Here is a 25,370-nt window from a genome sequence, read left to right as displayed (position 1 = left end):
TGGGGGAAACGATGAGTTCGAATTTGAAACGAGATTTAACAGCACGACAGGTACAAATGATTGCGCTCGGAGGAACGATTGGTGTTGGTCTCTTCCTCGGGGCGTCAAGTACGATCGCTTGGACAGGACCATCAGTCTTACTTGCGTACATGCTAGCCGGAGTTTTTATCTTTTTCATCATGCGGGCACTCGGCGAGATGGTCTACACCCATCCGCACAGTGGATCGTACGCAAAGTTCGCAAACGATTATATCCATCCAGCTGCTGGTTTTTTAACAGCAAGCAGCAACATCTTCAACTGGGTCGTCGTCGGGATGAGTGAAGTCATCGCCGTTGGAACGTACTTACGCTTCTGGTGGCCTGAACTACCAACATGGATTCCAGGGGTCGTCGTCATCATTCTCTTGACGCTCGCAAACCTTGCTTCCGTCAAAATGTTCGGTGAACTCGAGTTTTGGTTCGCTTCGATCAAGATACTGACGATTCTTCTGATGATCGTCGCTGGATTCGGCATTATTTTCTTTGGACTAGGGAATGGCGGAAATCCAGTCGGTCTTTCGAATCTTTGGGCAAACGGCGGCTTTTTCACAAACGGTTTCACCGGCTTCTTCTTTGCCCTCTCGATCGTCTTCGCCTCTTACATCGGTGTCGAGTTGATTGGAGTCACGGCTGGGGAAACAAAAGATCCAGAGAAAAACATCACGAAGGCGATCAATGGTGTCGTCTGGCGGATTTTGATTTTCTACGTTGGAGCGATTTTCATCATCGTCACGGTGTATCCATGGAACGAATTATCCGATCTTGGAAGTCCATTCGTTGCGACATTCGCCAAGGTCGGTGTGACGATTGCTGCTGGCATCATTAACTTCGTCGTCATCACGGCCGCTTTATCCGGTTGTAACTCAGGAATCTTCAGCGCCAGTCGGATGATCTATGCATTAGCGGAAAAAGGGCAGATGCCGTCTTTCTTCTTAAAGATCAATAAACGTGGGATTCCACTCTATACAGTTCTAGCCATTTCAATCGGGATTTTCTTTGGTGTCATCCTCGATATCATTCTCCCGCACGTTCTCGGAAAGGATACGAACATCTTCGTTTATGTCTACAGCGCTTCGGTACTACCAGGGATGGTGCCATGGTTCGCGATATTAATCAGTCATATCCGTTACCGAAAAATCGAAAGTGAACGGACAGCCTCGCATCCGTTCAAAATGCCAGGTGCGCCGGTGACGAACTATCTATCGATCTTCGCGCTGATCACAGTACTCGTCGGCATGCTGTTTAATGACGAGACACGCGTCTCAATCTTAATCGGAATCGCCTTTTTGATTTTAAGTACGATCTACTACATCGTAAAAGTACCGAAAATCGAAAAATAAAACTGTTGTACTCCTCTCATGACACAATGAGAGGAGTTTTTTTCATACACTGTATTTTTATTTTGACCTCACATATTATTCATGGTATTCGTGATTTCCCGAACGTCTAAAAACAAACAATTTAACGACAGAAAGGAGAGATGAAATATGAACGGATTCAATCGTTTCCTGCTCGTCCTAATCGGTATTCTCAGTTTAATCAGCGTCGTCAGCATCTGAACAGTCGTCGATTTCCCGGCACCGTTCGGTCCAAGAAAGGCGAAGATTTCCCCTGCTTGCACGTCAAAGGAAATCCCTTTGACGACATCCTTTCCAACGTACGTCTTCGTCAAGTTCTCGACATGAATCATCTTCATTCCTTCTTTCCATGAATTCAAAGTCATGCCCAAGATTTCCCTATTTTTTCTGTTCGAAAAATCAAAAAAGACACCTGAATCGATGCCTCGATTCAATCTCTAACGATTACGCTACAATCTGGTATACACCATATACGGCACCTGCAGACAAGGCGAGCGTTACGACTACCGACACCAGCATCATCTTAAACTCAATTCCTTTTAAGCGAACGGCTCGCGCTAACGCGAGACTAAACGATAGTACCGCGCCACTCGTAAATACAAGCGCTCCTGCGAACAATAACGTAGGATTATTAATCCAAACATCTCCGATGACGAACCATGTGTAAGTGACACAGGCAAAAAGAGCGGTCATGATGAGCCATTGTTTCGATGTTCTCTTTTTCAACATATCGGTTTCCTCCTGGTTTGCTTCTACATACTTGTTCGACTTTTCCCATCAGATTCCTGTCATTAAAAAATCGTGCCTCCTGCTATCAGGAGGCACGATCCACTTATGACGCCACTTGCCATTTCTCTTTTAATTGCTCCATCTCTTCCTGTCCTTCGTACGACTGCATCCAGAGGTTAAAGACATCGACGACGTCCGCTTCTGACTCCCGGACGAGGTAGCTTTTCTCCGCCGGAATCCACTTTTCTTGAATTCTTGGTGCCGCGAGTCGTTGATCGAGTGCTTCATAATGAATCGCCTCGACCGTATCAGTGATCATGACATCAACTTCACCTGAGGCAACCGCATGCGGGATGTCGAGGTTTTGCTCATACATGACGATGTTCGCCTTCGTAAACGTCTTGCGGACGAATTGTTCATTCGTTCCGCCTGGATTTAGACCAATCGTCACGTCCGGTCGATTGATCTGTTCAATCGAAACGAGGCGTCCGGCATCTTCTTTACGGACGAGCGGTGTCTTTTGGAATGACAGGTAACTTGACGTGAAGTCGCCAATGATCTCGCGCTCGATGTTTTTCGTCACTCCCCCGACGACCATATCGAATTTCCCGCTAGCGAGATCAGCAGACAGCGTCGGCCATGTCGTCGGGACGAACTCCACATCGATGCCGGTCGTCTTCGCGAAAGAACGGATCACTTCGATATCGAATCCTTCGTACTCGTTCGTCTTCCGGTTCAAGTAGGTGAATGGTTTATAATCGCCGGTCGTTCCGACGACGATTTTTTTCGTCGCAAAGACGTTCTTTGCTTGTACACGTCGTGGTTGCTCCGTTTGCCAAAGTGTTAGTAAGCTGGCAAACAAGACGCCACCTCCGACGACGATCCATCCCCATTTACTCATGTGCTCCCGCTCCTTTCGCTCCGACCGTCTCCCGCGTCGAGACGATGTTCCATTTTTCCTTCAATTGTTGCACCTGCTCTTGTCCTTCCGCACTTTCAATCCAGACCCGGAAGACGTCTCCGAGCTGCTTTTGGTCCGGTTTCATCAAATACGCCATCTCGGCTGCTTCCCATGCTTCAGTGAGTTTGGGAACCGCAAGATTCAGTTCTGTTGCGTAATGCAACGCTTCGATGTCGTCTGTTACCATGACGTCGACTTGACCGCTTTGGACGGCTTTTGGAATGTCCAAGTTGTTCTCAAAGACGGTCACATTCGCCTTCGGGAAATGCTTCTTCACGAACGCCTCGTTCGTCCCACCCGGATTGACACCGATTTTGACGGATGAATCATTGATTGCATCAAGCGAATTCAAGCGTTTGACATCTTCCTTCTTTACGAGCGGTGCTTTTTGAAAGGAGAAATACGACGACGTAAAGTCTCCGACGACCTCGCGCTCGACTTTCTTCGTGATCCCACCGACTGCGATATCGAACTTGCCTGACTTCGTATCCTCCGATAACGTCGGCCATGACGTCTTGACGAATGTCACATCAAGATTTGCTGCTTTGGCGAACGCTTGGATGACATCAATATCAAAGCCTTGATAACGATTCCGTTCCTCGTTCCGGTATGTAAAGGGCTTATAATCCCCCGTCGTCCCGACGACCAGTTTGTGGTCTTCGAAGATGTCATGTGCTTCAGCATCCGTCTGTTGATTCCAGATCATCCAAGCGGCAACGCCTGTCAGGACAAGTCCAGCTAATAGCCATGGTTTCTTTCTCATCGTATCTCTCCTTTCTGTTTCGTCGTTGCCCATTCTCCGAATATTGCTACAATTTAACCTAAACGATTTTCGGTGTGGGTAATAGTCATTATCCTACCACACATACACGTGATTTCAAGATAATTTGACGATTTTATGCGTAAAAGTGTTAAAAAGATGTTTTGATGACGGTTACAGTTCCATAAGTCGTCTCTCTTTACAGAATCCCCTCGTCTTTTCCATACTGAAACAGAATCATCAAATCGTGGAATGGAGGAATGGAACATGAGTCAGATTTTCATCATTGGTGCAAATGGTAAAGTAGGTCGTCACGCTGCTCGCTTACTGCAGGATTCGGAGCACGATGTCAAAGTAGGATTACGTTCCAAGGACCAATTCAGTGATTTTGAGAAACTCGGTCATACCCCGGTCCACCTTGATCTTGAAGACGATGTCGCGACAATCACGGAAGCATTACAAGGATCAGATGTCGTTATCTTTACGGCAGGGTCCGGAGGTCATACAGGAGCGGACAAAACGATGCTGATTGATTTTGACGGTGCCGTCAAATCGATTGAAGCAGCGGAAGCAATCCATGCGAAACAGTTCATCATGGTCAGTGCCTTGAACGCCGATTCGCCGGAAACATGGTCTGACAGCATGAGGCCGTATTACATCGCAAAACGCTACGCGGATCGTGTCCTGAAGGAATCATCACTCAACTATACGATTCTTCGTCCGGGCGGACTGTCGGATGAAGCCGGAACAGGAAACGTCACGACGGATCCGTCCGAGCAAGCGACTAAAAAAATTCCACGCGAGGATGTCGCCCGTGTTATTTTAGCTGCGATCGGTCATGATAAAGCCTCGAAGCAAGTCGTCACACTACTCGAAGGTGACACACCAATCAACGAGTTGTTCTAATACAAAAGCTCACGTCTCGGAAATTGAGACGTGAGCTTTTTTTGAAACTATACTTTTTCTCAAGCCATGGCTTGCTGCCTAACGCCCTCTCTTTTCCAGACTGTAATGAGACACGTCACCAAGAAACTACCAACAAAAAGTAAGGATAGATGAAGGACTTGCGTCCCGACTGATCCATCCATGAATAATAATCGACCGAAACCAGAGACGGCATTTGGAACAGGCAGGAACGTTCCGAGCGATTGATAAAATGGTGCCAGCATCTTCGCTGGAACAATGTTCCCTGCGGTCATTAACTGGAACGGGATCAATGCGACATTAATGAGTGGCGCCACCGGTCCGAATATCGCAAAGTTCATCTGCGTGACGGCGATACAGGTCGCAACAACGAGGAGCTCGAACGCCCATAGTTTGATGAATGGTGTATCGATGTCTGTCAGTAGATGCGCCATCGAGACGAGGAGCAATGGTACGACAAGTAAGACGATGCCGTGCAATAGTTGTCGACTCCAGAAAAGATCCCATTTTGTGTGACGACTCTTTAAAATCGTACTGACGAGATTGAATTGTATCCCCATCGTCATCATCGCGATGTAAATGACAAAACCGAGAACGAGCGGAAGCATTGATAAAGCAAAATCCGAGACGGCATGTTCCGTAACGATTGACGTCGTGAACGTCGGCTCACCATTCAACTGTTTGCTGATCGTTTCCGTTGCTCTCTCGAGGATTGCATTTGCGAATTCCGCATTCGTCTGACTGACGTGTGCCGTTAGTTGATGCGTTGCATCATCTTTTTGTAAGACGAGATCGACTTCATTCGCATCAAGTGCTTGCAACCCTTTTGTTTCTGTTGCAACCGTCTGAACCGTGAACGGTGCTTGTTGCAACGACTGGATGAACGGATCATTCGCTTCTGCGACGACCCCAACATTTAATTGATCAAGACGTTCTGTCGGTCCTTGGTAACCCGTCATCCAGACAACGAGGAACAAGAGCGGTACGACGATCGCGAAGACGAGTCCGACTTTCGTTTGTGTCATTGACCAGACATCTTTCCATGCTTTCATGTTTCTATCTCCTTTTTATATGCATTACTTATAATATCACGTGCAACTATATGTCCGAAGGAAAACCATTCACGTCACATTCCGGTGAATGGTCTCAAGTGTTTCTTTTAATTGCTCGATTTGCTCTCGCGATAGTCCACGGAACGCTTCGAGTTGTAGCTGATCGAGCTCTGGCCCGAGGCGATCGACGATGTCGCGTCCTTCTCGTGTCATCAAGAGCAGAACCGCTCGTCGGTCCCGAGGATCCGGCGTCCGAACGATTAGTTCTTTTTTACCGAGCTTATCGAGAATCTTACCGATCGTCGTTTGATCACGTTCTGTCACGAGTGCCAGCTGCTTTTGCGAAACACCATCTTGTTTAGCGAGTTCGCTCAGGACAGAAAACTGCTCTGGTGTCAGACCGAACGCTTCCATCCGTTTAGCAGCAGCACGTTTGAACGCATAATAACTACGGGATAATTGCATTCCAAGCGACCATTCCGATTCTTTCATCCCATCATCTCCATATAGTTGCACTACTTATTATTTATTCACTATACCTGAAGGAGAATGAGCTCGTCAACGGTCTCATTTTGCCTGTCGTTGACGAATCCTATCGATATGCGCTTGTTGGGTGGCACGATCGACTTGTGAATGAACACCGAGTTTTCCTGCAATCGTATCGACTTGACTCGGTGTCAACGGCTTTTCTGTCGCGAGTTGCTCGATCGTCTTACGTAAGACGTTTCGTTTCAAGACACGGACATGCGCTGAATCGACCGTGATTTTTTTGAGTTCGCAGCGTTCGCTGAAAACGATCAAGGAGTGAAAGAGTGCAGGATCCGTTCCTTCCAAGAAGCGTTGCATGCTTTTGAGATGCCCTTCATTTTGTTTGATTGGATTATAAAACCGTTGTTTGAAGCGATTCTGGAACTGCTGCGTCCACTGACGGTCCTGCTCGCGTCCAAAAATCCAGCCGCTGTAGTTTTTCGATTCGAGTACATAGATGCCACTTTCATGAATGAACGTCACATCGATTTCTGTCGTACCTTCACCGCGTGCACGTGGTAAGTATGTATTAAAGACATACGTGCCGTATCCGGACACTTGATCGAGTTGACGTGTCGTCAAGTACTCGCCCCATTTTCCTTTATCACGAACAATCCGTAAAAACGGCTCGCATGTCAGTCGGTAATACCGGCTATTGTGATATGAACTTCGTTTGACGAAGAAGAACAAACAGAACGTTCCGAAGAAGAACAGCACCATGAGCAGTCCAACTTGAATCAAGAATGGCAAAAATGTCACTAACACATTGTCCACTAAATTAATCCCCCTTCCATATTAACCTTTATTTTCCACTATATCAGCATAATCAATTTCCACCTCATTTTCCACTATTTGTTATGATTCATCTCCTATGGTACGGTGGAACAAAGGAAGGTGTTCCCTATGGATTCTGTCATCATGTTCGCATCATTAATTGCTTTATTCTTTATCTGGATGTCCTTATCACAAAAAGCGGACGAAGCGAAACGCCGTCAACAAACGATTCTAAAGAAATTACAACGCATCGAGGAACACCTCGGTTTAAATGAGGTGTCTTTAGAAGAGGCAGCCTTACAAGTCGAACTGGTTCAGTTGCTTCATGAAGGAAAGACGGTTGAAGCTGTCAAACGCGTTCGAGAGACGCTCGGATTGTCTTTGCTCGAAGCAAAACAATACGTCGATCAACTAAAAAGCGAGCACGGAATATGATCAAAAAGACCATCTGACAGCGAAGTTCAGATGGTCTTTTCCAACTATGTATTCATTTATGTGCATCAAGTATCAACGAAGGAAATTTCATCTGTTCTGCATTTCGGGGATCGTATCGTTTCGAGCGGAAAATGATGCCGTCATCTCCGTTCCAATCTGCTTGATGAAACGATCCGTTCTGATCGAAATATTCTAGAAGGCACACTTGAAATCCAGCTTCTTTAAATACTTGCTGTAACGTTTCATATGTATAGACGATTTTATGACTCGCCGCCGGATGGTCAGCAGGACCGGGGCCACCGACTTGAACGATTGCTTGGTATGCCTCATCTCGAAAATTACCGTCCGGCACTGCACAACGGACGTATCCCCCTGGCGCAAGATATGTATAACAATGACGTGCCGCGTCAATCCCTTCTTCAAACGTTAAATGCTCCCAGACGTGTTCGGCAAGAATTGCTTGCAACGTGTCGTTCGAACACAACCGTTCCCAATCGGACCGATTGAGCAGATTCAACTCATCTTCCTGTGTATGATACCAGCCGGGATTGTTGTGGTACGGTCCGGCTCCAATAACGATACGTTCTTTCATACGAGATCCTCCTTCTTATTTCACCATTCTATTAATTCTCATTTCACACATTTATCCCTGCTTGCGACAAAAAACAGACGACGGAGAATCCGTCGTCTGTTGCTGTTAATCTCGTGCTGCAAGGCGATACAAGAGATCAAGTAATTCAATATAGAGCCAGATGATCGTCACGATCAATCCGAATGCCGCGACCCATTCCATCGATTTCGGCGCACCGGCACGGACTTGTTGTGAGATGAAATCGAAGTCCATCACAAGTGACAAGGACGCAACGATGACGATGACGAACTGTACACCGATCGCAAGCGGCGAGCTACCTGTCATGAATGGCAGATCGATACTAAACAAGGACAGAATCAAGTTGACCGCGTACAAGACGAAGATCGAGAGAATCGCTGCTGTTACCGCAGAACGGAAACGTTGCGTCACTTTAATCATGCCAGTCGAGTAGACGAACCACATCGCAAATGCAACGACGAATGTCGCAACGACTGCCTTCCCGACGATTCCTGGATACATGCTTTCGAACATGAGCGATAACGCTCCGACTGCCACCCCTTCAACGATCGCATAGACCGGTGAAAGAACCGGTGCCGTCGCCGGTTTGAATGTGATGACCAAGGCAAGAATTAGACCGATGACTAGTCCACCAATCAAGGCTGGGAACAACAACCCTTGGTTTTCTGCGAGGAAGAACCAACTTCCTCCAGCTGCTGCCGTGACGAGAGCGAGCAGTAAGAAAATCTTACTCATCGTCCCACTTTTCGTCATCGGTCGTTCTCCGACACGTGCTGTATCGAACCCTCGACGCAATGCCGGGTTAACTTTAAAACGTGAAGCCATTGCATTCACTCCTTTTTATGATTCTGCTTTGTATTACGAAAGCTTCCCGAAAAAGTTTCAAAATAACCATTGATCGAGTGCTTTTAATTGCAACATGACGACCGGGATCGAGGCTTTGGCATCGATGCGGTGTGATTTCGCTTGCCCAATCAAACCGGACGTCACGAAGTCCGACCCTTCGAGAGCTTCCCCGATCGGACCAAATGCATCACTATCGACTTGACGGTGTCGGTAATGGATGAACCGATCCGTCGTTCCTTCTCTGACTTTACAACCGTCCTCGACGTCCGGGCGATTCAGTCCGTATTCGGCATAATGCCAGACGGTCGTCGTATCCCACGGCGAACCGATATGGAGAATTTGACCGTCCGCTTCAATAAAGCGTTCAATCGGTGAGCCAGGACCGAAACCGTTTTCCAGTGTATGATTGGCAACGAATGTCGCCGCATCCTTCCCCCATGCGGTCACCGACCACATCGGATGCTCGCTTCGGACTACACCTGGATACGTTCGAAAGACTTCCGGTACACGACCGATACCACGTGTGACCGTTTTTGCCGGGTCATATGCCGGCATCTCCCGACGGATCGTTTCCCACCATTCTTCAGGTACAGCCGGTTGGCTCCAGTTCTTCGGATCTGAATTATCCGTACTTTGCGCCGGCATCATGATCAATCCTTCCGTCGTGACGACCTCCTGCAAGGCTTCGATCAATGCTTGTACCCCACCAGGAATCCAGCCAATTTGTTTGAGTGACGTATGGACGAACAGTTTCATACCGGACGTCACACCTAATTCGCGTAACGCTTCTTTGATTTGTGATTTCGTGACCATGTTTCGTGTTTCCATCGTTCTGATCTCCTTACTCGACGACTAATGCTATCGTCGACCCCGTTTTTCCTTGCTTGACCTCGATTTTCGCATCAACACGTGACTTCAGCTCCTGCACATGACTGATGATTCCGACCATACGGCCGCTCGCTTGAATTGAAAGCAACGTCTCGATCGCTTGTTCAAGCGATTCCGGATCAAGTGTTCCAAATCCTTCATCGATAAACATCGTTTCAAGCGACACTCCTCCACTTGCTTCTTGCACGACTTCCGATAGTCCAAGCGCAAGTGCAAGGGACGCCTTGAAGCTTTCACCACCGGACAACGTCTTGACGTGACGTGTTTGCGACGTGTAAGCGTCAAAGACATTTAAATCAAGTCCGTATTTTTTGAGTCCTTTTCCTGCCTCCGTTTTTCGCTCGAGCTGAAAACGACCCGATGTCATCTCATGCAGATGTCGGTTTGCGGCGAACAATATTTCATCGAAGTAAGCCGTCTGAACGTACGTTTCGAACGTCATTCGTTGTGCGTTCTCGCCGACACCAACGCGAGCGAGTTCGCCGATGACTCCGTATCTCGCATCCTCGTCCTCAATCTGGCGTTGCAAGCTTTCCCACGCCGTTATCAACTGATCGATATGTACCCTTTCCTTCTCGAGCCCGACACGTCGATCGGTCCGTTCCGTCAGTTCGAGCGACGCCGTCTTCAAGTCCATCCGCAACAGTTCAAGATCCGGGCGCACTTGACCTTCCGTCTTCAAGCGAGCTTGTTCCTGTTTCAGCTTCAATTCCTGCCGCTCTAGGCGGTCTTGTTCCAGCCGTTCATGGAGGAGACGAATGTCTTCTCGTGACCGTCTCGCATCGCGGAAGGCTTCAATCGTCGGAAACGCTTCTTCTGCCAAGACTGCGTGTAATTCGTTTTCGCGTTTCGTTAATCGGTCGCTTTGTTCAGCAGATGCCTCAGTCAATTGACGGAATCGACCTTGGTGTTCCGCCAAGTCACGATCGAGCTGTTCCTTTTCACGTAACTGGCGCTGTTTATCTTGCTCGAACTGCTCGATGCGTGTTTCTGCCTGTTGTTGTTCTTCACGAAGTGCTGATAACGATTTTACGAATTTTCCAGATTGACTCAGGCGACCAGTCAAGTGTGCCAATTCCGATTCGATGACAGTTTGGTCTTTTACCACCCTATCAATCTTCAACTGTAGTTGCTCTAGCGATTGTTCGAGTTGTTGAAGACATGTTTCAAGACGTTCTTTTTCCGTCTGTGCTGACGCTAATCGGACTTCCGTCTGTTCGACTTCCCGAAGCTGTGCTAAAACTTCCGCATGAGTTGACTCGTTTTCACTCGTTTTTTGAATCTCGATCGTCAGTTGTTGCAGACGCTCTGCAACCGTCCGGTACGAGGCTTGTAACTCTTGATGCGCTTGTTGTGCTTCTAAGAACCGTTGTTGTGCTACATCGACCGATAGTTCCTGTGCGACGGCGACAGCATGTTGCGGATGCGACGTACTGCCACAGACAGGACAAGCCAGCCCGTCCGTCAATCCCTTGGCAAGTTCAGCAGCCAGTTGTTCCCGTTCACTTTTACGAGCTACTTCATACGCACGCGCTGCCGCCTCTTTTTGATCCCGGACGCTTGTACCGCGGACGATCAACTGTTGTCGCTCTGCTTCCAACCTGTCATACTCTGCGAACTTCGTCGCCAACTGTTGCAGGGTGAAGCGTCGTTCTTGCGCCTGTAAGCGTTCTGCTCCGACGTTCTGCAATGGTCGTAGCTGTTCCTGAACGGTCTTTCGCTCCGTCCGCGTTTGTTCAAGTTGTTTCCTGAACGGTTCCGGATCAAGTTGCTTTAAGCGTTCTGTCAGTTGTTGCTGTTGTTGCCGTAAGAGGGTCTCCGCTTCCAACCGTTCGCATTCTTCTTGAATTTTCTCAAGACGACGACTCAGTTGTTCAATCTGCGGTTCTTCCGCCAGTATTCGATTTACTTTGTCTTGAACGGTGCCTTGCCGCTCTGTCAAGCGCGTGACGTGCTGTTCGGTTTCTTGCTGTTGCCGTTTAAGTCGTGTTAGCTGTTCTTGATCTTGTTGCCATTGATCAAAAAATGGTGCGACGATTTGAGCACGTTCGGCAGCCGTTGCTTCTTCTTGCATCCGCTTCATGTCTGATGATCGTTCAAGCAACAACTGCTCCGTCCGTTGAAGTTGCTCTTGCTCTTGGAAAGCTGCTTCGAGTTGTTCGCCCTGTTGCAACCGTGTCGTTTTGCTCTCGACGATCGTACGTGTTTGTTGCTCCGCTTCATGAGCCGCTGTCAACCACTCATCCCGTTCCGTCGTCAACGCTTCCATTCGTAACCGGATGTCCGCTTCCGTTAATTCACTCCAGTTTGCTTGCAGGGGTAACTCCTCAAGCTTGGCCCATTGTTTCGTCTTCGTTTCCTTGATGCGTGCCGCAAGATCGAGCGCTTGTCGGTGCAAGCGTTGTTGGAACTCACCATAATGTTCCGTCTTGAACAGTTGTTTGAGAATCTGCAATTTATCTTTTGACTCTGCCATCAACAGTTCCCGGAACTTATTTTGCGGCAACAGGAGAATTTGTGAAAACTGTTTATGGTCGAGCTGGATCAATTCTTGAACGCGCTGCTTGATTTCCGGAATCTTGATGGCAAGTGGTTTCCACGCCACGCCGTCGAACCGAGCGAACTCTGCTTCATGCGAATAGCCGGTTTTATTGACCGGATGCGGTTGACTCGGTTGCCGGATGATGCGATACCGTTCCCCTTTGAGCGTAAACTCCAGTTCGACTTCCGTCTTTTGTTCAGGTACGGCAAAATGACTTCGCAACTCACTCATTTCCCGCTCACCACCGGACGTCTCACCATACAGGGCGAACGTCAATGCATCAAAAATCGTCGTTTTCCCAGCCCCTGTATTCCCGGAAATGACGAACATCGTCCGTCCAGCAAGTGCCGTGAAATCAATCGTCTCTTCACCAGCAAACGGACCAAAGGCGCGTAATGTCAGTCGTTCTGGGCGCATGTCGCTTCCTCCTTCAAGACGGCTCGCATCGCTTCCGTCGGCTTCTTCTCACGAACTGCTTCATAAAATTCACTGAACAGATCCGCAACAGAAGCATCCTTGACCTGCTCACGCGATGCTTTGACCGCCCGCGTACTCTCGCGGACGAATCCGATTCGCTCGAGGTGCAGGATGTTCGGATAGATTTTTTTCAGCTTGCCCATCGGATCCATCAAGGCTTCGCCGTCCGTCAGGTTGATTTTTAAATAATCATCCGTGACTTGCGTCGCAACGAACGCAGGATCCGTCAATTCATCGAGACTACCAGTCAGTTCTCGCAAATCACGTTTTGGTGCAAGCGGTTCGAATCGACGATCGAACGTACCAGTATCGTTCAACGTCAACACATCGACGCCTTTGACGTGATGTGCTTCTGAAAACGAATATTTCAAGAGCGATCCGCTGTATCGGACCGTCTCGGATTGAATTGCAAGCGGGTTGTGCAAATGACCGAGTGCTGTATAGGTAAACGGTGCAAACTGGCTCGCACTAACTTGCCCTGCCGTTCCGACGGATAATTGCCGCTCCGAATCTGTCTCGAGTCCACCGATGACAAAGGCATGACCGACGAGAACACTCGGTCCGTCTGGGACACATCCGGCAAGGATCGTCCGCATTGCGTCATCATGCGTCTTAATCGTTTCATCATTGTGCACATACCGGACGGTCGCAGGATCGGCAAATGGCACCGGGTAAAATGATACTCCCTTGATCGCGACCGGCTTGATGACCGGCGTCAATTTTCCAACAAGGTGTAGACCCGCCCGTTGGAGTAACGTCGTTCCGAAACTTAACCGTTCGGCTGAATCATGATTTCCGCTGATCGCAATGACCGGTATGTCCCGGTCAAGAATCAGAGCAGCGAGCGTCTCATCGAGTAGTTCAACGGCTTCTGTCGGCGGGACGGCACGGTCGTATAAGTCACCCGCAATGACGATTGCATCCGGTTGTTCGCGATCGACGAGTGTCAAAAACTCGCTCAGGACCGCCCGTTGGTTCCCGAGCATCGACTCGCCATGAACGATTTTACCGAGATGCCAATCGGCAGTATGTATCCATTTCATCTTCATCACACTCACTTTTTAAATATAGTAGCTTAAGTGTAGCATGCGAGCGTTCGTTCTGCGACGAACATCCGTTTGGAACACAAAAAGCAGGAGGCGAATGCCTCCTGCTTTTTGCGCTTTCACAACGAGCGTATTACTTCGTCCGTTGCTTTCTAAAACGTTGGACGGAACGAATCACAGAAACTGATCCGCCGATGATCGCACCGACACCGACGACGATGCCTGTCTTAAATTTTTTGCCCGTTGGTCCGGATGTATGCGTTGCTTGATTGTGTTCAAAAAGTTGTTGGAGGGGCGACGACGTCTCGACTTCGAGAATCTTCGATGCATCCTGATGCAAATCTTCTCTACGTTCGACACTACAAGGTGACAGATAGAATGGGTTCAAGTTCGTCCGGTACCGGTCCGGATTCCAGTTGGCTTGCTGGACAACCGCCTGTGTTTCTTCCGTCTGTGCTTGATCCTTCATCGGATCGAATTCTTGTTTCATCTGAATCACTCCTCTTCACGTTCAAAACCTGTAGACCGATTTATGTCTGAAGTCTTATTTACCTGTTTTTTAAACATTTAAAACATATATTTTTAAAATTAGTTTTACTGTTTTATGAACGTTTATCCGAAATAGGCGTGATACAGTCGTTTTGCTTTAACGAGATCCGCCTCGCCATGAATCAAGACACGACCATCTCGAAAGGCGACCATTCGATGCTCATCCGTCGTAAACGCCAGCAAGTATGGATTATGGGCGGAAATCGACGCAACCGGCTGGAGGCGTTGTTTTAATTGTTCGAGATCCCGCTGCCCGTCTCCCCGGATTTGAACGGCATCGCGACCGCACAGTGCCGTGAAACGCACCGTTTGATTCGATAAATAAGGATAAGACGGCTCGATGCCGCACGAGGGGCACTCTGTTTGCTTCAGTGACTGGACGTTGATTTGTTGGAATGTATTCGACCACACGTCAAAGGCAAGCAGACGTGTCCGCAACGCGTCCGTCTTCCCGCTCAACCACTTCAACGCTTCCGTCACTTGTAGAGAGGCGACCATCTGAACAGCTGGACCGATGATTCCCGCCGTATCACACGTCTCCTGATCACGTGGTAATTGATCGAGCAGACAATGCAGACATGGCGTCTCTCCCGGGCGAACAGTGAAAGTAATCCCGTAACTGCCGATGCAGCCACCGTAAATCCACGGAATCGAGCGCAACAATGCCATATCGTTCATCAGTAAACGAATATCGAAATGATCCGTCGCATCGATGATGAGATCAATATCATCGAGAAGCCACGTCAGCGCTGCCCGGTCGACATCTAATACATGTGCTTCGATCATCACCTTCGAATTAATCGCTTCAAGTCGCGCTTTTGCAGCAATCGCCTTCGGTATGCTGTGCCGTGCATCATCCTCCGTATAGAGTTGTTGCCGTTGTAGATTACTCCACTCGACATAATCACGGTCGACGATTCGGACGACGCCGACACCAGCGCGAACGAGTTGTTCTGCCGATGCTGTTCCGAGTGCCCCCATCCCGATGATCAGTACCTTTGCTGTTGCGAAGCGTGCTTGTCCTGCTTCTCCAATCGGTCGAAATCGAGTTTGACGTGAATAACGTGTCATCGAATCAATCCACTCGTTGGACTACTCGCGACTGCATACTGTTTCTTCTCGATTCTTCCCGCTTCGTAGCCGAAGCGCCCTGCTTCGACAGCTAGTCGCATCGCGTGCGCCATCTTGACCGGATCTTGGGCATGGGCGACAGCGGAGTTCAATAAGACACCATCCGCTCCCAGTTCCATTGCATAGGCGACGTCAGTTGGAGAACCGATGCCAGCGTCGACGATGACAGGCACCGACGTCTGCTCGATGATGAACTTTAGGTGGAGCGGATTGAGGATGCCTTGCCCGGAACCGATCGGTGACGCAGCCGGCATGATGGCATGACAGCCGAGTTCCTCGAGTCGTCGTGCAAGGACGACGTCGTCCGATGTATACGGTAAGACGATGAACCCATCTTTGAGTAACTCTTCAGAAGCCCGTAACGTCTCGATTGGGTCAGGTAGTAATGTCTTATCGCACCCAATCACTTCAACCTTGACCATGTCACACATACCGGATGCCCGCGCAAGCTTTGCTAGCCGGACCGCTTCTTCCGCTGTCTTCGCACCAGCCGTGTTCGGTAGTAAATCGTACTTCGTTAAATCAAGCGACTCCAAGAAATTCGATTGTTGTTTGTCGAAGAGATCGAGCCGCCGGACAGCGAACGTCAAGATTTGTGAAGCGGACGCATCGATGGCCTCCTGCTGTACCGTAGCATCCGTATATTTCCCCGTTCCAAGTAATAACCGTGATTCGAATGTCTTTTCTCCAATTTTCAACATCTTTATCCTCCTCCTACGAAATGAACGATTTCGAATGTGTCATTGTTCCGAACGACCGTTTGATCGTAAGCTCCGCGGTCGATGATCTGTCGGTTCTGTTCGACGATGACGAGTTTTTCCCCTAAGCCAAGTTGCGTGAGCATATCCTCAATCGTTTCAATCTGTTCAATGGTGTGGTCGTTGCCGTTAATCGTAATGTTCATCGGACTTCCTCCTTTAGAGTCAACTGTAATGTGTTTGCCAAGACTTCCGTTGTCGCCGGTGCGAGTAATATGCCATGCCGATGATGCCCCGTCGCTATAAAGATCCGCCGGGATGAATCAGCGACTCCGATATATGGCAAGCCGGACTCTGTTTGTGGTCGTACGCCTGACCAGACTTCTTCGATGACAGCATCACGGATCGATGGATAGAGACGCTCTGCTGCTTGAAGCAGTGACGTGACTCCTGCGACACTAACACCGATCGTCTCGTCGTGCGGTAGTTCGGTCGCACCGATCAATATCCGTCCGTCCGCTTTCGGTACGAGGTAGACGGCGTCATCAAACAGGATCGAGCGTAATGGCTGACCTGCGAGACGGACCGCCAGACACTCCCCTTTGACCCCATATGTCGCAATCGAAATGCCAGCTGTATCGAGCAAGGCTTGGGACCCGCGTCCGGCAGCAACCGTCACCGTTCGTCCCGTCCACGTTCCCATGTTCGACTCAACCCTAATGAAATCATTACTCTCCTCGATTCGCGTGACGTCCACCTGTTCTTCGATTGGTACCCCACGATTTCGTAAGGCATGCATCAATGCAGTCGTCAGTCGTCGCGGATCGATTTGACCGACCGATGGAAATAAGTATTCTTGTCCATTTCGTTTCAATAAAAATGGTTGTTTCCGGTAGCCACAATCGATCCCGGTCTCGTTCTCAAGGCGACGTGCGAGCAACGGATACAGACGGCGACTTCGAGCGGCAAGCGTATGCAATTCTTCTCTCAGCTCGATGTCCGTCGCAAGCATCCCGGCAGCCGCCCGACTCGTCCCTTGTCCGCATGTTCCGCGATCAAGGACAAGAACGGATTCGTTCTGACAAGCGAGACTGTAAGCAAGCGTCAAACCGATGACTCCACCGCCGATGATGATGTGATCTGTCATACCCGTACCCCCTGATAACGCTGAATGGCAGCATGCGGGTCCGCTTGACCGAGAATACCGGATAAGACGGCGATTCCGCTTGCACCGGTCGCTGCGATTTCAGGAATGCGATCAGGAGTGATCCCGCCGATTGCGATGACTGGTTTCGTCGTGAAGGTGACAACTTGCTTCAAGGCGTCGATCCCTCGCGGTGGCACGTTTGGTTTCGACGCTGTCGGATAAATATGACCGTACAGCAGTCGGTCGGCTCCTTCCGCTTCTGCTGCAAGTGCTTCTGCCAGAGAGTGGACGGATTTCCCGATGATGAGATCCGGAAAGTGTCGCCGAACATCGCGGACACATAAGGATCGTCGCGTCAACTGCACACCGATACCAGCGACATGGGCGACGTCGACCCGGTCATGAACGGTTAATTGATTAGGCGAATACCCTTTCGCAAGGAGCGCGTCAATCAGTTCTAGCAATTCTGCTGCCGACAAATTCGGTTCTCGAAGATGAAGCTGATCCGTATATGGTTGAAGCGATTGAAAGGTTTCCACTCCATCGCGTGGATTGATGGATCCCGTCGAAATCAGATGTAAACGCATCATGTTCTTCCTTTCCATACGAAAAAGGACCACTCCCGACGTTGAAGGGAGTGGTCCGAAAATGCGCTAAAGCGCTAAGGATATCTAAGGTTTCGAGCCACTTCCCTCCGCTAGTACGAACTAGATCAGGTTCAAAGGGTCCGGATACTTCCGTCTCAGTCTGCTGGGAGACTCCCCTAGTGTCTTTTCGTGTTTAATTGGCTTGCCCCATTAGTCTAGCATGAGTTGCTTTACTTCGCTAGTCCTAGTTGAGCGCTTCCACTTGCTGAATAAGCTCCGATTTCGTCGGTCGCTGTTGCTTCTGGCTGTCGGCATAGGTCTGCTTCAGCTTTAAGATCCGCATCACTTTAGCATCGAGCATCGCAGGCGTCAGCGTTTTGTCTTTAACGGCTTGCATCACTTCGGTGTGGACCTTCGGATAGGCACCTGCTTCCGAAAACATCGCCATATCAGCTCCATTGACAAGTGCCTGGCGTGCCGCTTCCGCGAGACCATATCGTTTCGTGATCGCCCCCATGACAAGGTCATCCGTGATGATGACACCCTTGAATCCGAGTTGTTGACGCAAGAGGTCAGTCAAGATCGGCTTCGAGAGCGAAGATGGATTTTGGTCGTCATACGCGGGATAGAGAATATGGGCGACCATCACCATCTCGGCGCCCTCTTGAATCGCTTCTTGGAACGGTAACAGTTCCGTTCGCTTCAGTTCTTCCTTTGATGCTGTCACTTTCGGCAAACCGACATGGGAATCGACACTCGTATTGCCGTGACCGGGAAAATGTTTGACGACCGGAATCGTTCCCGTCTCTTGCATCCCGTGCATCAGGGCCGTACCGAGAGTCGCAACGGTCTTCGGATCAGCACTTAACGCACGGTCGCCGATGATTGGATTGTTCGGATTGCTATTGACGTCAAGGACCGGTGCGAAGTCCATGTTGAACCCATAAAATCGTGACAGGTGACCGAGCGTACGTCCGACATCTTCCATTTTTGCAGCATCTGCACCTTGCGCCATCCGTTGACTCGTCGGGAGACGTAATCGTTGATCCGGTACCCGGCTGACCCGTCCGCCCTCTTCATCAACCCCGACGAAAACATACGGTTTTTGGTTCGTTTCTTGAATGGCACGCGTGAACGTCAAGAGTTGATCTTCTGACGTAATATTCCCACCAAGCAGTAAGACCCCACCGATCGCATGCGTCTGCAACAATTTCCGGTCAGCTGCTGAAAGTTCCGTTCCGGCAACTCCGATATAGAGCAATTGATCGATCTTTTCTGACGTCGACATCGCTTCAAGTTGCTGCTTTAATCGTGCTTGTTGTTGTTCTTCCTTTGTCGGCTCAGGCTTTGATTTCTTCGCCTCCGTCGGTTGCTTCGTTGCTGGTTGTGATGGTTTCGTTGGTTCCGTCGTCTCCTGCGCACACCCTGCAAGCAACAGGCAACCGATCAGTGCTACTTTCTTCACAAAGGATCCTCGCTCCGGACACCATTGATGGAATAATAGACGGAAATCTCAGCGTTCAAGGATTGCGAAACCGAACAATATTTATCTTTTGATAACGAGATGGCGCGACGGACCTTATCTTCCGGGAGATCACCTTCAAGCCGGTAATGAATCGAGATCGACGTAAAACGCCGCGGATGATCCTCTGCCCGTTCCCCTTCGATATCCATTTCGAAATGAGTGATCGTCAAGCGCATCTTCTCTAAAATCGAGACGATGTCGATTCCAGTACAGCCGGCAACGGCATGTAGCAGCAGTTCAGTCGGTCGTGGTGCTTGATTTTCGCCACCGTTCTCCGGTGCTGCATCCATCGCAAGATGATGCCCTGATTCCGTCTGTCCACTAAACCCCATCTGTTTGTTCCATGTCACTGTCGCTTGCATCGTTTCCACTCCTTTGTCAGTAGTCTTCTTCTGTAGTATACGCAAAAAACAGCAAGCCTGGAAATTCACACGCTATTTCGAATAATGGTTCTTTTCCCGAATTCTCGCTTTGCGATACCCGACGAAATCGTTTCATGCTATCCTGTTACTCATAGTTTCGCGCGCAAGCGCCAGAATTGAGGAATCATCCATGTCACCTACTACTCGTTTAAGTCGACGCGATTGGCTGTTGATCGCCACGTTGTCGCTCCTGACGTTCGTTCTCGGAACAAGCGAATTCGTCATCGTCGGGATCCTCGCTGAAATCTCCTCAGCTCTTAATATCACGATCGCAACAGCCGGTACGCTCGTCTCGGCCTTTGCCATCTCCTTTGCGATTGGTACACCGATTGTCATGTCGCTGATCGGTCACTTGGAACGGCGTCGCCTGATTCTACGTCTGTTACTCGTTTGGGTCTTACTGAACCTTGCCAGTAGTTTTGCTCCAAGTTACGAAGTATTGCTCGCCACCCGCATCCTGACAGCCATCCTGACCGGTGTCTTGATCTCGCTCGCAATGGTCGTCGCAAGCGATGGCGTACCTGTCGCGAAGCGCGGTGTCGCCGTTTCGTTCATTTTCGGTGGTTTTACACTCGCGAACGTCCTTGGTGTTCCGATCGGTACGTTCATCGGTCAACACGCTGGCTTCGCAGCCACGTTTTGGCTGACGACAGTCATGGGAATGATTGCGTTCCTCGCTGTGTGGAAGATCGTTCCCGTCCAGCAATCGACGGGCTCCGGTTCAATCAAGGAGCAGCTTGGATTGCTCGCTAATCCACGGATCCTGATCGCCTTCTTCATTCCGTCGTTCGGCTTCGGAGCAACTTACGTCGTCTACACGTACCTCGTGCCGATCCTGCAAACGGAACTCGGCATCGCGAAGACATGGATTAGTCCGATCCTGCTCGCTTACGGTGTCGTCTCGATCTTCAGTAACATCCTTGCCGGCAAGATTGCAAGTAAAAATCCGATGGGTCGCTTACGGTTCGTCTTCGTCGTACAAGCAATCGTCCTTGCTGCATTATACTTCACGACAGTATCCCTTCCGCTTGGTCTGTTCAACATCGCCTTGATGTCGTTGATGTCGATTCTACTAACGACTTCGACACAGATCTACTTGATCGACCTTGCTGAAAAGTTCAATCCGGAAGCAAAAGGACTCGCCGCTTCCTTGATGCCGGTTGCGAGTAACGTCGGGATTGCTTTTGGTTCGGCACTCGGTGGCATCGTCTATGCGAACGGTCCGATGATGAACACGGCACTCGTCGGTGGACTGGTTGCGCTCGTTGCTGCTTTATTAACTGCAATCAGTCATCGCCTCGATCAACGGTCATGAAACCGTTACCTTATCCTTTTTTGTAACAGGTCGATGACGGTTCGATGACGTTATGATGATAGTCCCTATCTTACTGATGATTTTTCAGTATGATGGGGACTATGTTGTAGTAGAGGAGTGTCTGAAAGTGAAAGCATTACACATCATCGGTCTTGGTCTATTGACGATCATCCGACTTTGGCTCGGAATTCAGTGGTTCATCGCCGGGATCGGTAAGTACATTAATGGCTTTGATGCACGGTCGTTTCTTGAAGGAGCACTCGCGAAGTCAACTGGCGAAGACGCACTCGTCAGTTCGTGGTACGCGACGTGGATCGAGCAACTTGCCTTACCAAACGTCGGGCTGATCAACGTCTTGATTCCGTTCGCGGAACTCATTGTCGGGATCTTGTTGATTCTCAGTCTGTTGACGGTTCCTGCACTGGTCGTCGGAAGCATCATGAATCTCAATTACTTACTTGCTGGAACGATTGCGTTAAACCCGTTGTTCTTAGCAACCTCAATCGTCTTACTTGCTGCAGGACGCTACGCGTATCAAATCGGTATTGATCACTGGATCATGCGCTGGTATCGTTCGTCGCAACAACCACATCCCCTCGACCGGATTCCGGTCTAACGAAAAAACTCTCCCAAACGCGGGAGAGTTATTTTTTTTGTTGCTCGAGAATCGTCTGCTGTGTCGGAATCCCGCCGACTGGGACTGTCCGCTCGAGGAACAGATAAGGTTTGCCATCGACTTCAAAGCGACGGTCACCGAGATAACGCGCTGAACGTCCATCCGTTGCAAGCTTTTGTTCGATGGCTGCGACATGTTCGTCGAGTGAATAAAACCGATCGTCAAACGTCAGCGTGATGTTTTTCTTACGGTACCCCAGTAAGAAGCTGTAGTAGAACCAATACAGAGCACCTGCGAAGATGACAAAAATCAAGAATTGCATGTGAGTTCCCCCCTTGTATAGTCTTTATACGTTGGAAGAAAACGGGAGGTTTCAAGTGATTGAATGAAATTTCTATAACTTACTTCAATCGCATATCACTTAGTGATAACTTAATCTTTGGATTTTTATTCGTAATGTTTCCTTCATATTCAATATTTGCTGATGTCGGATTGAAAACCAATACTCTGTAATCATCATTTTTTAGCTGATAAGAAAAATAAATGCGTCCATTTTCCAAAATAGAGACCGGGAATCCACCTCCATCCGGGAATTTTTTACGATCAGGAAGTGGAACTTGATGTACTGTATATTTTTCCGACTCCATATCGAACGTATTCCAGCTTAACTGTGTCTCATCATTTTCATTTATCGTCACGATTAATTTGCCTTCATTTAAAATTCGAGTGTTAAAATCTTCTCCTTCCAGTTGTTTTAATCGTTTCGTCTTTTTTCCGTCTGTCATAAGCAGACGCTGCTGTTCAGTATCGGGGTTATTCTTAGGAAAATATGTTTGAGAAAAAAATAGTTGTCCTTTATAGAACGACTCAATGTATTCATTCTTCTTTAATTTGATTGGTAGTTGTTGTTTGCGTACGCGATTATTTTTTAAGTCAATGACATAAATAAAGCTTCTTATGGTCTGCTCATCCATCGAATAGCGCTCCACATAAAGTAGATCTTCTGTTCGTTGAAAGGGTGAGTAGGCGTACTTTTTATTATTAACTTCTGAGGGAGTGCTCAATTGTTTTGTAGTCAATTTTTTAGTTTTAAGATCCCAGTATTGCAACTCCCAACTACCGTCTTCTCGACCTTTTAATCCGTAAGTTACGGAATCTTGCATGAGAGTATACGTTTCCTCTTGCATGAACTGTTTAAATGACCGTGGTGCTTCATCATTTATATAAACACGGTCGAGATACATATTATTTAGATAAGATGATTTTGATTCAGAGACTTGTCCATCTTTAATCGAGACTGAGAAGTCTGTTGGTTGACGCACTACATCGATTAAGTTGATTTGTAGATTTTGAAGAGTGCTTTGCTTCGGGCTACCGCTCTTTGTTTCAACTACTAATTCAGGTTTTTCTAAATTTAAGACGTATCCTACATAAAAAGCTAGTGATACGACACTGATTAGTATAAAACCAATGAAATATTTATATGACCGCATATTATCCCCCTTAGACCGAGATTTTCCATTTCAGAAGTCGCAAACTTCTCCAACAAGCATAAATCATGTAGACAAAGACAAATCCGATGAATAAAGCGTCTTTTTCTGAACTTAGTAATAAATGTGTTTGATCCAAAAAATAAATACAGACGAACGCATACGATACAAAAATTGTCGTTTCAATCGCGACTCGAATCAATCCTTTTACTTTTCGATGTGACCGCTCCAACAAAACGAGCAAAAAGATTAAGCAGACAATCATTGTAGAAATAAGGATGATAAAAATCATATTAGTTAAATTCGTCGTATAAAATTCTTCCAATGAACTACTGAATATATTCGTATTAGAACTTTTTTGATACTCCGCTTGGATTGACCAATCAAATAAATAAGATCCAGCCTTAAGAAAACACCATTGCAAACCAATAAAGCTAATCATGACCAGAAATACAGCAGTTAATTTTGAAAAGAAAATGCTATATCTTCGCCCTGGAAGCATTAATAGTCGATAGATGTATTTTGTTTCCCCAAGCCAATCACGATACCAAATTTGAAATGCGTAAATCACAACGAATACAATTCCTATCAAAGTCATAAATACGAAAAAAGATGTCGTATCTGCATAATCTAGCTTTCCGATTTGTTGAAGTGCCTCTGATAATGTTGCACGATTATTTTCCATGAAATTCTTGATATTTTGCTCATGAAGCATCACTTGCGCCACGACCGACACCAGCTCAATTGCTACCATTGCAAGCACGACGATCACATAAAGCTTAAAACTCCGCTTAATCTCTTCATTCGTCAATTGTATGTATTGTTTCATCGCTGATAGACCTCCCGCATCCGGTCCTGAACCGACTTCCCGTACAGTTCTCGCATCTCTTCTGTCTCATGTTCATCGATGATTCGACCATCCTGTAAGAAGACGACCCGGTCGATCAAATGCTCGATTTCCTGAATTTCGTGTGTCGTCATCAGGATACCGCGCCCTTCCATGAAGTGGCTCGAGAATAATCCTGCAATCTGTTCTTTCGTAAACAAATCAATTCCTGCGAACGGTTCGTCGAGTAATAAGTACGGACGATCGAGAGCAAATCCAAGAATTAAGCTGACCTTCGCCTGGTTTCCTTTTGATAAATCGGTAATCTTATCTGTTGAAAGTAGCTGGAAAATTCGCATCAATTCATTCGCAGTCTCCTGGTTCCAATCGGAATAATAATCCGCCATATATGTCAGCGCATCACCGACCGTCATGTAGCCGGGCATCGTCTGAATATCTGGAACGAAGGCGATCTTATTTCGGTTGATCTCGCCATCGACGAGAACCGTTCCTGCGTTGACTGGAACAAGACCTGCGATTGCCTTCAGGATCGTCGATTTCCCCTCACCGTTCAAACCGATCAGACATGTCAATTGATCCATCGGAACCGAGAACGAAACGCCTTGAAGGACTGGTTTTTTTCCGTACTTCTTTTGTAAGCCATGAACTTCAAGCATCGATCTTCCTCCGTTCCGTTTCCTGATAGACGGTCTCAACTTTCGAGACGACCTCATCAAGTGGAATTTGAATCGCCTTGACGGCATCGATGAATTCAGAGACTGCTTCTTCAAGCATCTCAGCACGTACTTTTTGGACGACTTGTGGATCGCGTGTAATCTTACTCGGGACATTCCGTTCTGTCGTAATCAATTGCTGCTCCTCCATCTCTTTATATGCTTTTTGTGCGGTATTCGGATTGATTCCGAGCTGTGCGGCGATTTCGCGGCGGGACGGGATCTCTTGCCCGCTTTGCAATTCCTCGGTCGCGATTCGTTGTTTGAACCAACGGACGACCTGCAGGTACACCGGGCTTCTTTGGTCGAACTTCATCGGTAGACCTCCCTTTCCTGTGTAATGTATTAAAACATTAATACA

Annotated in this window: 29 protein-coding genes, 1 pseudogene and 1 riboswitch; of the genes and pseudogenes, 5 read left to right on the top strand and 25 right to left on the bottom strand. The window is 48.2% G+C overall.

Annotation, left to right across the window (positions count from 1 at the left end):
- Positions 1–11: 11 nt before the first annotated feature.
- Positions 12–1,379, top strand: coding sequence for an amino acid permease (locus tag HZS85_RS10095; protein WP_214855545.1), 1,368 nt, complete (start codon positions 12–14; stop codon positions 1,377–1,379).
- Between the two features lie 194 nt (positions 1,380–1,573).
- Here HZS85_RS10095 and HZS85_RS17005 read toward each other — a convergent pair.
- The 4 genes and pseudogenes from HZS85_RS17005 to HZS85_RS10075 form a co-directional block, all read right to left on the bottom strand.
- A pseudogene (locus HZS85_RS17005) lies at positions 1,574–1,729 on the bottom strand (ATP-binding cassette domain-containing protein); the annotation flags it as partial.
- Positions 1,730–1,841: 112 nt separating this feature from the next.
- Positions 1,842–2,126: a hypothetical protein gene (locus HZS85_RS10085; RefSeq protein ID WP_214855543.1), complete on the bottom strand. Its 285-nt coding sequence runs from the start codon at positions 2,124–2,126 to the stop codon at positions 1,842–1,844.
- A gap of 103 nt (positions 2,127–2,229) precedes the next feature.
- Complete coding sequence (locus HZS85_RS10080; protein ID WP_214855541.1) at positions 2,230–3,027, bottom strand: transporter substrate-binding domain-containing protein; 798 nt, start codon at positions 3,025–3,027, stop codon at positions 2,230–2,232.
- Positions 3,020–3,850: a transporter substrate-binding domain-containing protein gene (locus tag HZS85_RS10075; RefSeq protein WP_214855539.1), complete on the bottom strand. Its 831-nt coding sequence runs from the start codon at positions 3,848–3,850 to the stop codon at positions 3,020–3,022. Before HZS85_RS10075 ends, HZS85_RS10080 begins: the two co-directional genes overlap by 8 nt.
- A gap of 264 nt (positions 3,851–4,114) precedes the next feature.
- Between HZS85_RS10075 and HZS85_RS10070 the strand changes: the two genes are divergently transcribed.
- Positions 4,115–4,753, top strand: coding sequence for an SDR family oxidoreductase (locus HZS85_RS10070; protein ID WP_214855537.1), 639 nt, complete (start codon positions 4,115–4,117; stop codon positions 4,751–4,753).
- 59 nt (positions 4,754–4,812) lie between these two features.
- On the opposite strand, the gene HZS85_RS10065 is transcribed toward HZS85_RS10070, so the two are convergent.
- From HZS85_RS10065 to HZS85_RS10055, 3 genes are all read right to left on the bottom strand, one after another.
- Entirely contained in the window at positions 4,813–5,823 is a 1,011-nt protein-coding gene (locus HZS85_RS10065) for an ABC transporter permease (RefSeq protein ID WP_214855535.1), read from the bottom strand.
- A gap of 69 nt (positions 5,824–5,892) precedes the next feature.
- Positions 5,893–6,315 carry a MarR family winged helix-turn-helix transcriptional regulator gene (locus tag HZS85_RS10060; protein WP_023467873.1) on the bottom strand — a complete coding sequence of 141 codons (423 nt, stop codon included), beginning with the start codon at positions 6,313–6,315 and terminating at the stop codon, positions 5,893–5,895.
- Between the two features lie 75 nt (positions 6,316–6,390).
- Positions 6,391–7,125 (bottom strand): nuclease-related domain-containing protein, encoded by a 735-nt coding sequence (locus HZS85_RS10055; RefSeq protein WP_214855532.1) that lies wholly within the window; start codon positions 7,123–7,125, stop codon positions 6,391–6,393.
- Positions 7,126–7,254: 129 nt separating this feature from the next.
- Between HZS85_RS10055 and HZS85_RS10050 the strand changes: the two genes are divergently transcribed.
- Positions 7,255–7,560 carry a hypothetical protein gene (locus tag HZS85_RS10050; RefSeq protein WP_214856005.1) on the top strand — a complete coding sequence of 102 codons (306 nt, stop codon included), beginning with the start codon at positions 7,255–7,257 and terminating at the stop codon, positions 7,558–7,560.
- A gap of 52 nt (positions 7,561–7,612) precedes the next feature.
- Here HZS85_RS10050 and HZS85_RS10045 read toward each other — a convergent pair whose 3' ends face one another.
- From HZS85_RS10045 to HZS85_RS09985, 13 genes are all read right to left on the bottom strand, one after another.
- Complete coding sequence (locus HZS85_RS10045) at positions 7,613–8,152, bottom strand: class I SAM-dependent methyltransferase (RefSeq protein ID WP_214855530.1); 540 nt, start codon at positions 8,150–8,152, stop codon at positions 7,613–7,615.
- 105 nt (positions 8,153–8,257) lie between these two features.
- Positions 8,258–8,995 (bottom strand): Bax inhibitor-1/YccA family protein, encoded by a 738-nt coding sequence (locus HZS85_RS10040; protein ID WP_214855528.1) that lies wholly within the window; start codon positions 8,993–8,995, stop codon positions 8,258–8,260.
- Positions 8,996–9,052: 57 nt separating this feature from the next.
- Entirely contained in the window at positions 9,053–9,844 is a 792-nt protein-coding gene (locus HZS85_RS10035) for an AAC(3) family N-acetyltransferase (RefSeq protein ID WP_214855525.1), read from the bottom strand.
- A 13-nt stretch (positions 9,845–9,857) separates the two neighbouring features.
- Positions 9,858–12,863 (bottom strand): AAA family ATPase, encoded by a 3,006-nt coding sequence (locus HZS85_RS10030; protein ID WP_214855523.1) that lies wholly within the window; start codon positions 12,861–12,863, stop codon positions 9,858–9,860.
- Positions 12,845–13,966 carry an exonuclease SbcCD subunit D gene (locus HZS85_RS10025; RefSeq protein ID WP_035409684.1) on the bottom strand — a complete coding sequence of 374 codons (1,122 nt, stop codon included), beginning with the start codon at positions 13,964–13,966 and terminating at the stop codon, positions 12,845–12,847. The genes HZS85_RS10030 and HZS85_RS10025 overlap by 19 nt, the downstream gene beginning before the upstream one ends.
- 136 nt (positions 13,967–14,102) lie before the next feature.
- Positions 14,103–14,459 (bottom strand): hypothetical protein, encoded by a 357-nt coding sequence (locus tag HZS85_RS10020; RefSeq protein WP_251137917.1) that lies wholly within the window; start codon positions 14,457–14,459, stop codon positions 14,103–14,105.
- A 122-nt stretch (positions 14,460–14,581) separates the two neighbouring features.
- Positions 14,582–15,589: a ThiF family adenylyltransferase gene (locus tag HZS85_RS10015; protein ID WP_214855521.1), complete on the bottom strand. Its 1,008-nt coding sequence runs from the start codon at positions 15,587–15,589 to the stop codon at positions 14,582–14,584.
- Positions 15,586–16,350: a thiazole synthase gene (locus HZS85_RS10010; protein ID WP_214855518.1), complete on the bottom strand. Its 765-nt coding sequence runs from the start codon at positions 16,348–16,350 to the stop codon at positions 15,586–15,588. Before HZS85_RS10010 ends, HZS85_RS10015 begins: the two co-directional genes overlap by 4 nt.
- A gap of 2 nt (positions 16,351–16,352) precedes the next feature.
- The gene (gene thiS, locus HZS85_RS10005; RefSeq protein ID WP_056060674.1) at positions 16,353–16,553 is read right to left on the bottom strand and encodes a sulfur carrier protein ThiS; all 201 of its coding nucleotides are present in this window, start codon (positions 16,551–16,553) and stop codon (positions 16,353–16,355) included.
- Complete coding sequence (locus HZS85_RS10000; protein WP_214855516.1) at positions 16,550–17,494, bottom strand: FAD-dependent oxidoreductase; 945 nt, start codon at positions 17,492–17,494, stop codon at positions 16,550–16,552. Before HZS85_RS10000 ends, thiS begins: the two co-directional genes overlap by 4 nt.
- On the bottom strand, positions 17,491–18,084 hold the full coding sequence (locus HZS85_RS09995; protein WP_214855514.1) for a thiamine phosphate synthase: 594 nt from the start codon (positions 18,082–18,084) through the stop codon (positions 17,491–17,493). Before HZS85_RS09995 ends, HZS85_RS10000 begins: the two co-directional genes overlap by 4 nt.
- Before the next feature lie 82 nt (positions 18,085–18,166).
- Positions 18,167–18,269: riboswitch (TPP riboswitch) on the bottom strand.
- A 56-nt stretch (positions 18,270–18,325) separates the two neighbouring features.
- Entirely contained in the window at positions 18,326–19,546 is a 1,221-nt protein-coding gene (gene nagZ, locus HZS85_RS09990; RefSeq protein WP_214855512.1) for a beta-N-acetylhexosaminidase, read from the bottom strand.
- Positions 19,543–19,968: an OsmC family protein gene (locus HZS85_RS09985; RefSeq protein WP_023467853.1), complete on the bottom strand. Its 426-nt coding sequence runs from the start codon at positions 19,966–19,968 to the stop codon at positions 19,543–19,545. The genes nagZ and HZS85_RS09985 overlap by 4 nt, the downstream gene beginning before the upstream one ends.
- A 190-nt stretch (positions 19,969–20,158) precedes the next feature.
- Here HZS85_RS09985 and HZS85_RS09980 point away from each other — a divergent pair, with 190 nt between their 5' ends.
- The gene (locus HZS85_RS09980) at positions 20,159–21,343 is read left to right on the top strand and encodes an MFS transporter (protein WP_214855510.1); all 1,185 of its coding nucleotides are present in this window, start codon (positions 20,159–20,161) and stop codon (positions 21,341–21,343) included.
- A 127-nt stretch (positions 21,344–21,470) separates the two neighbouring features.
- Entirely contained in the window at positions 21,471–21,959 is a 489-nt protein-coding gene (locus HZS85_RS09975; RefSeq protein WP_214855508.1) for a DoxX family protein, read from the top strand.
- Between the two features lie 28 nt (positions 21,960–21,987).
- On the opposite strand, the gene HZS85_RS09970 is transcribed toward HZS85_RS09975, so the two are convergent.
- From HZS85_RS09970 to HZS85_RS09950, 5 genes are all read right to left on the bottom strand, one after another.
- Positions 21,988–22,281: a hypothetical protein gene (locus HZS85_RS09970; RefSeq protein WP_214855506.1), complete on the bottom strand. Its 294-nt coding sequence runs from the start codon at positions 22,279–22,281 to the stop codon at positions 21,988–21,990.
- 79 nt (positions 22,282–22,360) lie between these two features.
- Positions 22,361–23,452: a hypothetical protein gene (locus tag HZS85_RS09965; protein ID WP_214855504.1), complete on the bottom strand. Its 1,092-nt coding sequence runs from the start codon at positions 23,450–23,452 to the stop codon at positions 22,361–22,363.
- A 10-nt stretch (positions 23,453–23,462) separates the two neighbouring features.
- On the bottom strand, positions 23,463–24,278 hold the full coding sequence (locus tag HZS85_RS09960) for a hypothetical protein (protein WP_214855501.1): 816 nt from the start codon (positions 24,276–24,278) through the stop codon (positions 23,463–23,465).
- On the bottom strand, positions 24,275–24,952 hold the full coding sequence (locus tag HZS85_RS09955) for an ATP-binding cassette domain-containing protein (protein WP_035408568.1): 678 nt from the start codon (positions 24,950–24,952) through the stop codon (positions 24,275–24,277). The genes HZS85_RS09960 and HZS85_RS09955 overlap by 4 nt, the downstream gene beginning before the upstream one ends.
- Complete coding sequence (locus HZS85_RS09950) at positions 24,945–25,325, bottom strand: GntR family transcriptional regulator (protein ID WP_214855498.1); 381 nt, start codon at positions 25,323–25,325, stop codon at positions 24,945–24,947. The genes HZS85_RS09955 and HZS85_RS09950 overlap by 8 nt, the downstream gene beginning before the upstream one ends.
- Between the last annotated feature and the right edge of the window lie 45 nt (positions 25,326–25,370).

The organism is Exiguobacterium sp. s130 (assembly GCF_018619055.1).
GTDB lineage: Bacteria > Bacillota > Bacilli > Exiguobacteriales > Exiguobacteriaceae > Exiguobacterium_A.
This window is presented reverse-complemented; position numbering and strand designations above follow the sequence as displayed.